This is a genomic window from Streptomyces sp. NPDC087422 (assembly GCF_044744145.1).
Taxonomy (GTDB): Bacteria; Actinomycetota; Actinomycetes; order Streptomycetales; family Streptomycetaceae; genus Actinacidiphila.
Genome location: NZ_JBIUXT010000003.1, coordinates 497,172 through 511,447, shown reverse-complemented (window position 1 = coordinate 511,447; position 14,276 = coordinate 497,172). Strand labels below are relative to the sequence as shown.

8 protein-coding genes are annotated in these 14,276 nt (G+C 69.6%); 6 read left to right on the top strand and 2 right to left on the bottom strand.

Going from position 1 to position 14,276, the window contains the following annotated elements; translation table 11 throughout:
• Positions 1-54 precede the first annotated feature (54 nt).
• A complete protein-coding gene (locus tag ACIO6U_RS11845; protein WP_401717882.1) occupies positions 55-2,829 on the bottom strand; it encodes a transglycosylase domain-containing protein in 2,775 nt (924 codons plus the stop codon).
• 413 nt (positions 2,830-3,242) lie between these two features.
• On the opposite strand from ACIO6U_RS11845, the gene ACIO6U_RS11840 reads away from it, so the two are divergent.
• The 4 genes from ACIO6U_RS11840 to ACIO6U_RS11825 all read left to right on the top strand — a co-directional run bounded on the left by ACIO6U_RS11840 (position 3,243) and on the right by ACIO6U_RS11825 (position 7,312).
• Positions 3,243-3,887 (top strand): PadR family transcriptional regulator, encoded by a 645-nt coding sequence (locus ACIO6U_RS11840; protein WP_355336653.1) that lies wholly within the window; start codon positions 3,243-3,245, stop codon positions 3,885-3,887.
• A gap of 23 nt (positions 3,888-3,910) precedes the next feature.
• Entirely contained in the window at positions 3,911-4,993 is a 1,083-nt protein-coding gene (locus ACIO6U_RS11835) for an inositol-3-phosphate synthase (protein WP_355336654.1), read from the top strand.
• A 149-nt stretch (positions 4,994-5,142) separates the two neighbouring features.
• Positions 5,143-6,411: an MFS transporter gene (locus tag ACIO6U_RS11830; RefSeq protein ID WP_401717879.1), complete on the top strand. Its 1,269-nt coding sequence runs from the start codon at positions 5,143-5,145 to the stop codon at positions 6,409-6,411.
• A 43-nt stretch (positions 6,412-6,454) separates the two neighbouring features.
• Entirely contained in the window at positions 6,455-7,312 is an 858-nt protein-coding gene (locus ACIO6U_RS11825; RefSeq protein ID WP_355336656.1) for a hypothetical protein, read from the top strand.
• Between the two features lie 153 nt (positions 7,313-7,465).
• On the opposite strand, the gene ACIO6U_RS11820 is transcribed toward ACIO6U_RS11825, so the two are convergent.
• Positions 7,466-8,881 carry a CCA tRNA nucleotidyltransferase gene (locus ACIO6U_RS11820; RefSeq protein WP_391158848.1) on the bottom strand — a complete coding sequence of 472 codons (1,416 nt, stop codon included), beginning with the start codon at positions 8,879-8,881 and terminating at the stop codon, positions 7,466-7,468.
• 307 nt (positions 8,882-9,188) lie between these two features.
• On the opposite strand from ACIO6U_RS11820, the gene ACIO6U_RS11815 reads away from it, so the two are divergent.
• Entirely contained in the window at positions 9,189-11,546 is a 2,358-nt protein-coding gene (locus ACIO6U_RS11815; RefSeq protein ID WP_391158845.1) for a DUF6049 family protein, read from the top strand.
• A gap of 68 nt (positions 11,547-11,614) precedes the next feature.
• The gene (murJ, locus tag ACIO6U_RS11810; protein ID WP_401717874.1) at positions 11,615-14,161 is read left to right on the top strand and encodes a murein biosynthesis integral membrane protein MurJ; all 2,547 of its coding nucleotides are present in this window, start codon (positions 11,615-11,617) and stop codon (positions 14,159-14,161) included.
• Positions 14,162-14,276 lie beyond the last annotated feature (115 nt).

The window sequence follows — 14,276 nt, the reverse complement described above, 5'->3', positions numbered from 1 at the left end:
ACCGTCGCTGTCTGCTGTCGGCGACGGTCGCAGTCCCCCGTCAGCCGCCGTCCGTCATCCTCCGTCGCCGGGTTTGCGGGTGGATGTTCCGCCGCTGTTGCCTCCGCCGCCGCCCGGTCCTCCGGTGCTGCCCGACGTGGTCGGGGTGTCGCTCGGCGTCGGCGTGTTGCAGGTCTGGTCCCACGGCAGGCACGGGCCGCTCGGCGTGGTCGGCGGCGTCGTGGGCGGCGTCGTCGGCGGGGTGGTCGGCGGCGTCGTCGTGGTGGGCGGCGGAGTGGTCGCGGTGTCGGTCGGGCTCGGCGGCGGCGTCGTCATGGACGGCGTCGGGGACGGGGCGCCGGGCTCGTTCTGCGGTTCGCCGATCTTGCTGGCGTCCGGGAAGCCGGGGTCCTCGGAGTTGCCGAGGGCGGCCTTCATGTAGTCGGTCCAGATGGTGGCCGGCAGGTCACCACCGTGGATGGAGGAGTTGCCGCCGGTGCCGGACATCGGCAGCAGCTTCTTGGCCTTGGTGTCCTGGCGGAACATCACCACGGACGTGGAGAGCTGCTGGGTGTAGCCGACGAACCACGCGGACCGGGTGCCGCCGGGGCTGTCGGTGGTACCGGTCTTGCCCGCCGCGGTACGGCCCAGGGCCTTGGCCTTGGTTCCGGTGCCGTTCTCGACCACGTTCTGCAGGACCTTGGTGACGTTGTTGGCGATGTTGTCCCGCAGCGCCTGCTTGGGCTTGGGCCGCGAGAAGCCGTTGATCTGGTCACCGTTGTGGATCACCTTGGTGACCGAGTACGGGTCCACCTGCACGCCGGATTTGGCGAAGGTGGCGTACGCGTCGGCCATCCGGATCGCGCTGGGCGTGGACGTACCGATCGAGAACGACGGCACCATGGTGGCCATGCTCTCGTCGAGCAGGCCCACGCTCTCCGCCGTCGCCTTGACCTTGGGCAGGCCGACGTCCTCGCCGAGCTGGACGAACGGGGTGTTGATCGAGTTCTGCATGGCCTTGGTCAGCGTGACGTAGCCGTGCTTGATCGAGTCCTCGTTCTTCTGCCGGAACGGCTTGTTCTCCTTGTCGAGGACCACATTGCCGTCGTGGTCCTTGATCACCAGCAGGTCGTTGGCGTTGTACTTGCTGTCCGGCGTGATGGGCTTGCCGTCGCTGTGGTTGGTGCCGTAGATCATGGCCGCGGCGAGCACGAACGGCTTGAAGGTCGAGCCGACCGGCACACCGGCGGTGTTGGCGTTGTTGTTGAACTCGTTGTGCTCGTAGCCCTCGCCGCCGTAGATGGCCACGATCTTGCCGTCGCCCGGCACCACGGAGGCGGCGCCGAACTGCACGTTGCTGTCCGCGTCCGTGCCCTTGTAGTCGGGGTCGTCGCCCAGGTACTTGTGCGAGCCGCCGGGCTTGATGTTCGCCTTGCGGACCGCCTCGACGGACTTCTTCAGGGCGTTGACCTTGTCCTTGTCGAAGGTCGTGTAGATCTGGTATCCGCCCAGGTCAAGGTCCTTCTGGGTGATCTTCGGCGAGGAGTGCGTGGTGACGTAGTTGTTCACCGTGTCGACCAGGTAGCTGATCTGACCGCTCATGCCCGCCTGCACCTTCAGCCCTTGGGGCATCGGGTACTTGGTGTACTTGGCGCGCTCGGTCGCCGTCATGTGGCCGTACTTGACCTCCTGGTCGAGGATCCAGGCCCAGCGCTGCGTGGAGCGCTTGGTGTTGGCCTCGGCGGTGGCCGACGTGTCGATGTTGGTGGCGCCTATCGGGTCGTAGTACGTCGGGCCCTTGAGCAACGCCGCCAGGAAGGCGCACTGGCTGGGGTTGAGCTTGACCGCGTCCACGCCGTAGTACGTCTGCGCGGCGGCCTGGAGACCGTAGGCGCCGCGGCCGAAGTACGAGGTGTTCAGGTAGCCGGTGATGATGTCGTTCTTGCCGACCTTCGCGCCGACCTTTATGGAGATGAACAGCTCTTTGAACTTCCGGCTGACCGTCTGCGACTGGTCGAGCATCGAGTTCTTCACGTACTGCTGGGTGATGGTCGAGCCGCCCTGCGTCTCGCCGCCCTTGGCCATGTTGAACAGCGCGCGGGTGATGCCCATCGGGTCGACACCGGAGTCGGTCTCGAAGGTCTTGTTCTCGGCCGAGATCACCGCGTAGCGCATGGCCTTGGGGATCTGGTCGTACGTGATGTTCTGCCGGTTGAAGTCACCGCCGGTGGCGACCATGCGGGTGCCGTCGGCCCAGTAGTAGACGTTGTTCTGGGCGACGGCCGCCTTGTTCTCGTCGGGGATGTCGACCATGGCGTACGCGATGCCCGCGATGCCGACCAAGGTGCCGACGAAGCCGATGCACAGCGCGGTGACCTGGCGCCAGGAGGGCACCCAGTGCCGCCAGCCCTCCTTGCCGAAGCGCGGGTAGTCGATGAAGCGCTTCTTGGCGGGCCTGCGGCCTCCCCGGCCCGCGGGGCCGCCGGGCTCACCGGGGCCGCCGGTGCCTCTGCGGCGACCGCCGCCGTTGCCGTTGCCGCCACCGCCGCGTCCCTGGGCGGCGCGGCGGGCCGCGGCGCGTCCTTCATAGGGGACACCGGGGCCGCCGGTGCCGGAAGGGGAACCGCTGGGCACGCCGCCGGGAGGGCCGGGGGGACGGCCGGGTACGGCGCCCGGGGTACCGCCGGGCGGCGTACCGCCACTGGGCATACCGCTAGGGGACCCGGCGGGGGGGCCGCCGGCCGCGCGTCGGCCGCCTGACGCAGGGGGCGTCGGCTGCTGTCCCCCGCGCCTGGCGGCAGCACGGCCGCCGGAGGGCGACTGCGGCGGCTTGCGACGGTGCTCGCTCATGAACAGCTACTCCTCGACAGGCGGGATCGCCTGCAGGCATCGATGACATTCCGGTCTGTCCCCCTGAGTGCGGCTGTGTCAGGCCGCACTGCACCCAGGACCAAGACGCACGCCGACGTCCCAGGGTTCCCGGTGCTCTGCATGGCGAACAGAGTACGCACGGTCAAAAGACGCACGATGCGAGCGTTCATCACATAACGGACGGTTGACGCCTCACAGGTTTCATGTTGTGACACCCGCTGTGACGGCGGTCACCGCGGACCGCCTTGCATGATGTGTCGAACCGTTCTATCGTCCCGATGTATCGACTCGATACATCGCACCGACACATCGCTCCGATGCATCGTGCGGAGGCATCGGGTCGGCACACAGTACGGGACAGCGGCGACCGGCCGGAACGAGGGGACGAGGGATTGAGCAAGCGCTCCGGAATCCTCGAATTCGCGGTTCTCGGTCTGCTGCGCGAGTCCCCTATGCACGGCTACGAGCTGCGCAAGCGGCTCAACACCTCGCTCGGGGTGTTCCGCGCCTTCAGCTACGGCAGTCTTTATCCCTGCCTGAAGACGCTGGTCACTCAGGGGTGGCTGATCGAGGAGTCGGTGGTGGACAGCGATCCGCCCGCGACACCCCTCGCCGGCCGCCGGGCGAAGATCGTCTACCGGCTGACGGCCGCGGGCAAGGAGCACTTCGAGGAGCTGCTCGCCCACTCCGGCCCGGACGCCTGGGAGGACGAGCACTTCGCCGCTCGCTTCGCCTTCTTCGGGCAGACGTCGAAGGACGTCAGGATGCGGGTCCTCGAGGGGCGGCGCAGCCGCCTCGAGGAACGGCTGGAGAAGATGCGCGCCTCACTCGTGCGCACCCGCGAACGGCTCGACGACTACACGCTCGAGCTTCAGCGGCACGGCATGGAATCGGTGGAGCGCGAGGTCCGCTGGCTCAATGAGCTGATCGAGACCGAGCGGGCCGGACGCAGCACCACGCGCCCGGACTCCGAGCAGGACACACACGACAACAACCAAGAGAACGGCGGCCGACCCGAAAACCGGGGAACCGCGTGACGATTACACAGGGAGCAACCGGTATGGGTTCGGTTCGCGTAGCCATCGTTGGCGTAGGCAACTGCGCCGCGTCGCTGGTGCAGGGTGTCGAGTACTACAAGGACGCCGACCCGGACAGCAAGGTGCCTGGTCTCATGCACGTGCAGTTCGGCGACTACCACGTACGTGACGTCGAGTTCGTGGCCGCCTTCGATGTCGACGCGAAGAAGGTCGGCCTCGACCTCGCGGACGCCATCGGGGCCAGCGAGAACAACACGATCAAGATCTGCGACGTCCCGCAGAGCGGTGTGACCGTCCAGCGCGGCCACACCAACGACGGTCTCGGCAAGTACTACCGGGAGACGATCGAGGAGTCCACCGAGGCCCCGGTCGACATCGTCCAGATCCTCAAGGACCGCCAGGTCGACGTCCTCGTCTGCTACCTGCCCGTCGGCTCCGAGGTCGCGGCCAAGTACTACGCGCAGTGCGCCATCGACGCGAAGGTCGCCTTCGTCAACGCCCTCCCGGTCTTCATCGCCGGCACCAAGGAGTGGGCGGACAAGTTCACCGAGGCCGGTGTGCCGATCGTCGGTGACGACATCAAGTCCCAGGTGGGCGCCACCATCACGCACCGCGTGATGGCGAAGCTCTTCGAGGACCGCGGTGTCCTGCTGGAGCGCACCATGCAGCTCAACGTGGGCGGCAACATGGACTTCAAGAACATGCTCGAGCGCGAGCGCCTGGAGTCCAAGAAGATCTCCAAGACGCAGGCCGTCACCTCGCAGATCGTGGACCGTGAGCTGGGCGCCAAGAACGTCCACATCGGCCCGTCGGACTACGTGCAGTGGCTGGACGACCGCAAGTGGGCGTACGTCCGCCTCGAGGGCCGCGCCTTCGGTGACGTCCCGCTGAACCTGGAGTACAAGCTGGAGGTCTGGGACTCCCCGAACTCCGCCGGTGTCATCATCGACGCGCTGCGCGCGGCGAAGATCGCCAAGGACCGCGGTATCGGCGGCCCGATCCTGTCGGCGTCCTCGTACTTCATGAAGTCCCCGCCGGTGCAGTACTTCGACGACGAGGCCCGCGACAACGTGGAGAAGTTCATCCGCGGCGAGGTCGAGCGCTGACCGGCTGAGCCGGACAACGCCGCGTCCGGCGGCACGGTGCCACAGCGTCACCGCAGGACCGCACCGCCGCAGGACGGCACCACCGCAGTACCAAGGAAAGGCCCCGGGTCGCGTGCCCGGGGCCTTCCGCGTCATGTGAGGCTGTGACCATGGCTGTTGTGCGCGATCTTCGCGTGCTGCTGCGGCTGTCGGGCTTCCGGCGGCTGCTCGCGGTGCGCCTGCTGTCCCAATTCTCCGACGGCGTCTTCCAGGTCGCGCTGGCCGCCTATGTCGTCTTCTCGCCCGAGAAACAGACCTCGCCCGGCGCCATCGCCTCCGCCATGGCCGTACTGCTGCTGCCGTACTCGCTGCTCGGCCCGTTCACCGGCGTGCTGCTTGACCGCTGGCGGCGCAGGCAGGTGCTGCTCTCCTGCAATCTGCTGCGGGCGGTGCTGTCCTGCGGGACGGCCGCGCTGATCCTGCTGCACGTGCCGGACTGGCTGTTCTATCTCTCCGCCCTGTCGGTCACCGCCGTCAACCGCTTCGTGCTCGCGGGGCTGTCCGCCGCGCTGCCGCGGGTCGTGGACGCCGAGCGGCTGGTGATCGCCAACTCCCTGTCCCCGACGGCCGGGACGCTCGCGGCGACCGCGGGCGGCGGCGTCGCCTTCGTCGTGCACCTCTTCCTGCCCGAGGGCGCCGGGGCCAACGCGGCGACCGTGCTGCTCGGCGCGGGCGTCTATCTGGTGGCGGGGCTGTCCGCGCTGACGCTGGGCCGCGACCGGCTCGGGCCCGATCCCTGCGAGGTACGGCAGCGGCTGCGCACGGCGCTCGCGGGCACCGCGCAGGGCCTGGCCGACGGGTGGCGGCATCTGCGCCAACGGCCCGCGGCGCGGCGGGCGATGGGCGCGGTGACGGCGATGCGCTTCTGTTACGGCGCCCTGACCGTCACCTTGCTGATGCTCAGCCGCTACACCTGGTCCGACCCCTCGGACACCGACGCCGGTCTCGCCCTGCTCGGCCTGGCGGTCGGCCTGTCCGCGGCCGGATTCTTCACCGCGGCGGTCTTCACCCCGTGGGCCACCGGCCGCTTCGGCACCGGCGGCTGGATCACCGTGTGCGCCGCCGCGTCCGCCGTGCTGCTGCTCCCGCTGGCGCTCCCGTTCGCCGTCGGACCGATGATGGTCGCGGCCTTCGTGCTGGGCTTCACCATGCAGGGCGCGAAGATCGCCACCGACACCGTGGTGCAGACCGACGTCCAGGACTCCTACCGCGGGCGCGTCTTCTCCCTCTACGATGTCGCCTTCAACGTCGCCTTCGTAGGCGCCGCGGCGGTCTCCGCCCTGATGCTGCCGCCCGACGGCCGTTCCCCAGCGCTGATCACCGTCCTCGCCCTGCTCTACGCCGGGGTGGCCGCCACGATGACCCGACTCCGCTCCTGACCCCGGCGTCGCGCCGGGACGCACACCACACATGGGGGAAACCGTGGCTACTCCGCCACCTCCTGGCCGCAATCCCTACGGCCAGCCGTACGCACAGCAGACAGCACCGCCTCCGCCCGCGCCTCCGCAGCAGGGACAGAACCCGTACGGCCAGAACCCCTACGGCCAGAATCCGTACGGGCAGAATCCGTACGGGCAGGGCCAGCCGGGCCAGAACCCGTACGGGCCGCCGCAGGGCCAGGGGCAGCAGCCGTTCGGCTACCCGCAGACCGGGCCGCAGACGGCGCCGGACGGCGGCCCGGCGTGCACCTTCTGCGGGGGCTTCCCCGCCGTGCAGGCCACGGTCCGCGGCCACCAGGGCTTCCTGATCATCATGCGCTTCCTGAAGCGACGGGCGAACTACTGCCGCACCTGCGGGATAGCCACGCACCGGGAGATGACCACCAAGACGCTGTGGCAGGGCTGGTGGAGCATCGCCTCGTTCGTCATCACGCCGATCACGGTGCTGATCAACCTCGGGCCGCGCGGCAAGTTCAACAAGCTGCCCGCGCCCAACGGCGGCTTCGGACCGCCCATGAACCCGGGCAAGCCGATCTTCCTGCGCGGCGGCGCGTACGTCATGCTGGCGCCGCTGCTGGTGCTCGCCCTCATCGTCGCGGGAGTCGCGATGGGCGGCAACGACGCGAATTCGGCGTCCGCCGGTGACTGCGTCAGCAAGAGCGGCTCCGACTCCGACCCGACCCTGAAGGTCGTCGACTGCACGTCGGGCTCGGCCGCGTACCGCGTCGTGGAGCGGCACGGCGGCAAGCACTACAGAGACGCCTGCTCCAACGGCGACGCCGAGTACGACCACTCGGGGCGCGGCGGCGACTACGCGCTCTGCCTGACGCGCGTGGGCTGACGTCCTTGAGCTGACGTCCTTGAGCTGATGGCGCCATGCCGATGCCTTTGAGCTGACGCCGATGTTCCACGTGGAACATCGCGTTCGGCGAGACGGCGGAGGGGCGATGTTCCACGTGGAACATCGCCCCTCCGCCGTTTCACGCCGCCGTTCTCACTGCTGCTCGGACCACCACGTCTTGAGCGCGGCGATCGCCTCGTCCTCGGTCATCGGGCCGTTCTCCAGCCGGAGTTCCAGCATGTGCTGGTACGCCTTGCCGACCAGGGGGCCGGGGGGGACGCCCAGGATCGACATGATCTGGTTGCCGTCGAGGTCGGGCCGGATCGCGTCCAGCTCCTCGCGCTCCTGGAGTTCGGCGATGCGCGCTTCCAGGGCGTCGTAGGTGCGGGACAGGGCGGCTGCCTTGCGCTTGTTGCGGGTCGTGCAGTCCGAACGGGTCAGCTTGTGCAGCCGGGAGAGCTGCGGGCCCGCGTCGCGGACGTAGCGGCGTACGGCCGAGTCGGTCCACTCGCCGCTGCCGTATCCGTGGAAGCGCAGGTGCAGCTCGACCAGCCGGGAGACGTCCTTCACCAGATCGTTGGGGTACTTGAGCTGGGTCAGCCGGGCCTTGGTCAGCTTCGCGCCCACCATCTCGTGGTGGTGGAAGGAGACCCGGCCGTCGGTCTCGAAGCGGCGCGTCTTCGGCTTGCCGATGTCGTGGAGCAGCGCGGCCAGCCGCAGGACGAGGTCCGGCCCGTCGGTCTCCAGGTCGATCGCCTGCTCCAGCACGGTCAGCGAGTGCTCGTAGACATCCTTGTGCCGGAAGTGCTCGTCGCGCTCCAGACGCAGCGCGGACAGCTCGGGCAGCACGAGATCGGCCAGCCCGGTGTCGACCAGCAGCCGCAGCCCCTTGCGCGGGTGGTCGGACAGGATCAGCTTGTTCAGCTCGTCCCTGATCCGCTCGGCGGAGACGATGCCGATCCGGTCGGCCATCGCCGACATCGCGGCGACCACCTCGGGCGCGACCTCGAAGTCGAGCTGCGCGGCGAAGCGGGCGGCCCGCAGCATCCGCAGCGGGTCGTCGGAGAACGACGACTCCGGGGTGCCGGGCGTACGCAGCCGCCGCGCCGCCAGATCGTCCAGGCCGCCGTACGGATCGACGAAGTCGCCCTCGGGGAGCGCGACCGCCATCGCGTTCACGGTGAAGTCCCGGCGGACCAGGTCGTCCTCGATGGTGTCGCCGTAGGACACCTCCGGCTTGCGCGAGGTCCGGTCGTACGCCTCGGAGCGGTACGTCGTCACCTCGATCTGGAAGCTGTCCTTCATCGCGCCGACCGTGCCGAAGGCGATGCCGACCTCCCACACCGAGTCCGCCCACGACCGCAGGATCTTCAGCACCTGCTCGGGGCGGGCGTCGGTGGTGAAGTCGAGGTCGTTGCCGAGCCTGCCCAGCAGGGTGTCCCGGACGGAGCCGCCGACGAGGGCGAGCCGGAATCCGGCGTCGCGGAATCGGTGGCCGAGTTCCTCGGCGACGGGCGCGACCTGGTGGCGGGCCCGCGGGGTCTGAGCGGCATTGTTGGCATTCGGCACAACGTAAAAGGGTACGGGTCCGCGGAGCCCACGGCTGCCGGGTTTCCCCGCGGGACCGCGTCGCGGGCGCATATGGCGCGCGTCCCGAGGGCATACCGTCCGGTTCCGGACCTCGGCGGACCCCGGCGGGGCATCGGCCGGACCCCGGCCAGATCTCGACTGGGCCGCATCGGGCCTCTTCCCCGGACTCCGCAGCACTTTGGCACAGCGCCGATCGTTAACATGCCAGCACGCACATCAGATGGGCGCGGACCGACGACCACCGTCGCCCGCCCGTCGACATCCGACACGAGGGACGGGCGAACGCGTGGGCGAGGCGGCACAGGCACCCGGAAGACCCCCGTCGGCGCGCTCGCCGCGTCTGCTGCGGGCGGTCGCCCTGATCGCCGCGGGCACGCTGCTCACCGGGCTGCTCCAGGTCGTCCAGACGCTCCAGGCGCCGGGCGCGCAGGCCGCCGTCGGCAGCGGCTCGCGCACCGCCGCGGTGGCGCTGAACAAGGTCGACCCCCGCGTCCCCGCCAAGGACGGCTCCGTCACCGTGTCCGGCACGGTGACCAACAACGGCAAGACGACGATCACCGGCGCCCGGATGGGCGTCAGGGTCGCCCCGGACGGCCCCCTGACGTCCCTCAGCGCGATGAAGAGCGCCCAGGACCGTACCGGTTACACCAGCTACCTGGACGGCTCGGAGATCGACGGCCACACGGTCGACCTCCCGAAGATCCCGGCCGGGCAGAGCCAGCCCTTCTCCCTCAAGGTCCCGGTGAAGTCCCTGGGCTTCGACGCCTCGGGCGTCTACCAGCTCGGCGTGGCGCTGGACGGCGAGACGTCCGCGGAGCCCGGCGAGCACGTCCTGGGCATCAAGCGCACCTTCCTGCCCTGGTACGACACCAACACCACCACCGCGAAGGCCACGCAGATCACCTACCTGTGGCCGCTCACCGACCGGCCGCACGTGGCCGCCCGCGGCGACACCGACTCCCAGCAGAGCCCGATCTTCCTCGACGACGACCTCGCCAAGGAGCTGTCCCCCGGCGGGCGGCTCCAGGTGATGGTCGACCTGGCCAAGTCGCTGCCGGTGACCTGGATCATCGACCCCGACCTGCTCGCCTCGATCGACTTCATGACCAAGCCGTACCGGGTCGCCGGCCCCGGCGGCGACGTCACCCACACCACCGAGGGCACGGGCGGCGCGGTCGCCAAGGCGTGGCTGAACTCGCTCAAGAGCGCTGTCGCGGGCGACCAGGTGATCGCGCTGCCGTTCGCCGACACCGACCTGGCCTCCGTCGCGCACAACGGCCTGCGCGTGCCCGGCACCCTCAACCACCTCAAGACCGCGTCCGAACTGGGCGTGAGCACCCTCGACACCGTCCTCGGCGTCCAGGCCACCTCCGACGTGGCCTGGCCGGTGGACGGGGCCGTCGACCCCGCCATCGTCTCGGTGGCCCGTACCGGCGGCGCGAAGCGGATCGTGGCCCGCAGCGACAGCGTCGGCGAGAGCGATGCGCTCAGCTACACGCCCAACGCGGCCCGACCGATCGGCCACGGGGTGACCGCGGTGGTCGCCGACGCCTCGCTGTCCACCGCGTTCGCGGGCGACATGCTGCGCGCGGAGCCCGCCGATCTCGCCGTGCAGGACTTCGTCGCGCAGACCCTGATGATCACCATGCAGGCGCCGGAGAGGCAGCGCACCATCCTGGTCGCCCCGCAGCGCATGCCCACGGTCTCGCAGGCACAGGCGATGGCCGAGGCGATCGGCACGGTCGGCACGAGCCCGTGGGCCGCCACGGTCGGCTTCGACACCGCCGCCAAGGCCAAGGCCGACCCGGACGCGAACCGCAAGGTGCCGTCGGCGAAGAAGTACCCCAAGGCGCTGCGCAGGCACGAGCTGTCCGTGGGCGCCTTCCAGCAGCTCAGCGAGACGCAGACCCATCTCAACGACTTCGTCACCATCCTCACCCGCAAGGACAAGGTGACGGTGCCCTTCGGCAACTCGGTGCTGCGCGCGATGTCGGCCGGCTGGCGCGGCGACCCCGCCGACGCGACCGAGTTCCGCAGTTCGATCGGCGGCTACCTCCAGGACCTGATCAACGCGGTCCGCATCCTGCCCAAGACCACCCTCACCCTCTCCGGCCGCAGCGGGACCATTCCGGTGACGGTGAAGAACGAGCTGAACCAGCCGATCACCAACCTTGTGCTGCGTCTCACGTCGAACACCGACATCCGGCTGGAGATCAAGGACCCGCAGCAGCCGATCGCGATCGACGGCGGCCACACCCGTACCCTGAAGTTCCAGACGTCGGCGAGCGCGAACGGCAAGGTCAGGGTCACCGCGGCGCTCTTCACCGCGCAGGGCGTGCTCTACCGCAACAGCAACGCCGTCGAGTTCGACGTCAAGATCACCAAGGTCACCGATCTGGTGATGCTGATCATCGCCGCCGGTCTGCTCCTTCTGGTGCTCGCGGGCGTTCGCATCTACCGTCAGCGGAAGCGGCAGGCAGCCGCGGACAGCGGCGGAGACGGCGGGGACGGTGAGGACGGGGACAACGGCGGCGGGCAGGAGGACGGTGATCCGGGGCAGCCGGGTGACCCTGGCACTGACACCGAGGACACCGGTCGGGAAAGCGTTGAGCTGTCCCCGACGGGTGAGAAGGTGGAGGGATAGCCGGCGGACAATAAGGTGGGGCACTGATGAACGCGCCGTATGACGGTGATCGCGACTCTGCGGGCCAGATGCCTCCATCGCCCGAGCAGCGTCCCTCACCCCCTGACCCGTATCTGCAGAACACCTACGCCTACGACCCGTACCAGCAGCAGGACCCCACCGCGCAGGACCCGGTGGGCGAGGCGCTGTACGACCGCGCCGCGCACCCGCCGCCGCCGTACGGGCAGGAGTATCCGCAGCAGCAGCCTTCGGCGTACCCCCAGATGCCGTACGGCGACAACTCCGCGACGCAGTACGTCGGCGTGGACGACCTGGTCGGCGGGTCGCCCCAGGGGCAGCAGGGCGGTCAGGGCCGGCAGGACCCGGGGTACGACGCGTTCGATCACCTCTTCCGCGACCAGCGCGGCGGCGGCGCGCCTGCGCAGCAGCCGCAACAGCCCCAGGCCCCGCAGGCACCCCAGGCCCAGCACCCCCAGCAGCAGGCCCCGCAGCCGCAGCAGGGGTACGCGCCGCCGCAGGACCCCAGGCAACAGCAGCAGCCGTACCAGCAGCCGGACCCCGCCCCGTACCAGCAGCCGCAGCACCCCCAGCAGGGGTACGCGTACCCGCAGCAGCAGCCGCAGCAGGGCTACGGCTATCCGCCGCAGCACCAGCAGCAGCCGCCCGGCTACCCGGCGGCGTACGGGCAGGCGCCCGCGCCCGCGGACAACGCCGAGACGGGGTACGCCGAGCCCGCGTACGAGAATCCGGCGTACGGGCAGGCCGCCTACCAGGACCAGCGGTACGCCGACCCGCGGTACGGCTACGCGAATCTGCCGTACCCGAACCAGCAACAACAGCCCGTGCAGTACGCGTACACGCCCTCGTACATCGGCGAGCCGGTGTCCGCGCTGGACGCCACCGGGCAGATCCCGATCATCCCGGCCGCGCCGCCGATGGCCGCCAGGCCGCCGCGCGCGGCGGAGGCCACCTCCAACACGCGCGCGGGCAACATCCTCAAGTCCAGCGCGCTGATGGCGGCGGGCACCCTGGTGTCCCGCCTCACCGGCTTCGTCCGCACCCTGGTGATCGCCGCCGCGATCGGCGTGGCGACCCTCGGCGACTCGTACGCCGTCGCCAACACGCTGCCGACGATGATCTACATCCTCACCATCGGCGGCGGTCTGAACTCCGTCTTCGTCCCGCAGCTCGTCCGCGCGATGAAGGACGACGACGACGGCGGTACGGCGTACGCGAACCGGCTGCTGACGGTCGTGATGGTGGTGCTCGGCGGCATCGTGGCCGTCACCGTGATCGCGGCCCCGCTGCTGATCCGGCTGATGTCCGCGAAGATCGCCGACAACCCCGACACGTACGACATCGCCATCACCTTCGCCCGCTACTGCCTGCCGACCATCTTCTTCATGGGCGTGCACGTGGTGATGGGCCAGGTGCTCAACGCGCGCGGCAAATTCGGCGCGATGATGTGGACGCCGGTCCTCAACAACATCGTGGTGATCTTCAGCTTCGGCATGTTCATCTGGGTGTACGGCGCCTACAGCACCACCCGGATGGACGCGACGACCATCACTCCCGAGGGCGCGCGGCTGCTCGGCATCGGCACGCTGCTCGGTCTGACCGTGCAGTCGCTGGCGATGCTGCCGTACCTGCGGGACGCGGGCTTCAAGTTCCGGCCGCGCTTCGACTGGCGCGGCCACGGCCTCGGCAAGGCCGCCAAGCTCGCCAAGTGGACGTTCTTCTTCGTGCTGGCGAACCAGGCGGGCCTGATCGTCGTCACCCAGCTCGCCACCTGGGCGGGCGCCAACGCCGACAAGAGCGGCAACCAGGGCACCGGCATCACGGCGTACAACAACGCGCTGCTGATCTGGCAGATGCCCCAGGCGATCATCACCGTCTCGGTGATGGCCGCGGTGCTGCCGCGGATCTCGCGGGCCGCGGCGGACAACGACGTCTCCGCGGTGCGCGACGACATCTCCTACGGTCTGCGCACCTCGGCGGTGGCCATCGTGCCCGCCGCCTTCGCCTTCCTGGCCCTGGGCGTCCCGATGTGCAGCCTGCTCTACGCGAGCACCGGCACCGGTTCCGCGCGCAACATCGGATTCATCCTGATGGCCTTCGGCGCCGGACTGATCCCCTTCTCCGTGCAGTACGTGATCCTCCGCGGGTTCTACGCCTTCGAGGACACGCGCACGCCCTTCTACAACACGGTCATCGTGGCCGCGGTCAACGCGGCGGCGGCGGCCATCTGCTTCGTGGTGCTGCCCGCCCGCTGGGCCGTGGTCGGCATGGCCGCCGCGTACGGCCTCGCGTACGCCGTGGGCGTCGGGGTGGCCGCCAAGCGGCTGCGCTCGCGGCTCGACGGCGACCTGGACGGCAAGCGGGTGGTACGCACCTACGCCCGTCTGACCGGCGCCTGCGTGCCCGCCGCGCTGATCGCGGGGCTGGCCGTCTACGCCGTGCTCGGGGCGCTGGGCAGCGGCGCCGTGGGCTCGCTCGCCGCACTCGTGGTGGGCGGCGGCCTGCTGCTCGGAATCTTCCTCTTCGCGGCCAAGCGGATGAGGATCGAGGAGATGACCGCCATGATCGGCATGGTGCGAGGACGGCTCGGGCGCTGAACGAACCCGTCGCGAAGCGGCGGGCAACCATCACGGTTCGCTGTGTGTCGTGCATAGAGCCGGACTGTGGGCACAATTGTCATCGGCTCGATGTGGGATCGCGCAATGGATGGGG

What these genes read in the sequence shown, in the direction of transcription:
- ACIO6U_RS11845 (WP_401717882.1), bottom strand. Translation starts at nt 2,829, where the DNA reads ATGAGCGAGCACCGTCGCAAGCCGCCGCAGTCGCCCTCCGGCGGCCGT.
- ACIO6U_RS11835 (WP_355336654.1), top strand. Translation starts at nt 3,911, where the DNA reads ATGGGTTCGGTTCGCGTAGCCATCGTTGGCGTAGGCAACTGCGCCGCG.
- ACIO6U_RS11830 (WP_401717879.1), top strand. Translation starts at nt 5,143, where the DNA reads ATGGCTGTTGTGCGCGATCTTCGCGTGCTGCTGCGGCTGTCGGGCTTC.
- murJ (WP_401717874.1), top strand. Translation starts at nt 11,615, where the DNA reads ATGCCTCCATCGCCCGAGCAGCGTCCCTCACCCCCTGACCCGTATCTG.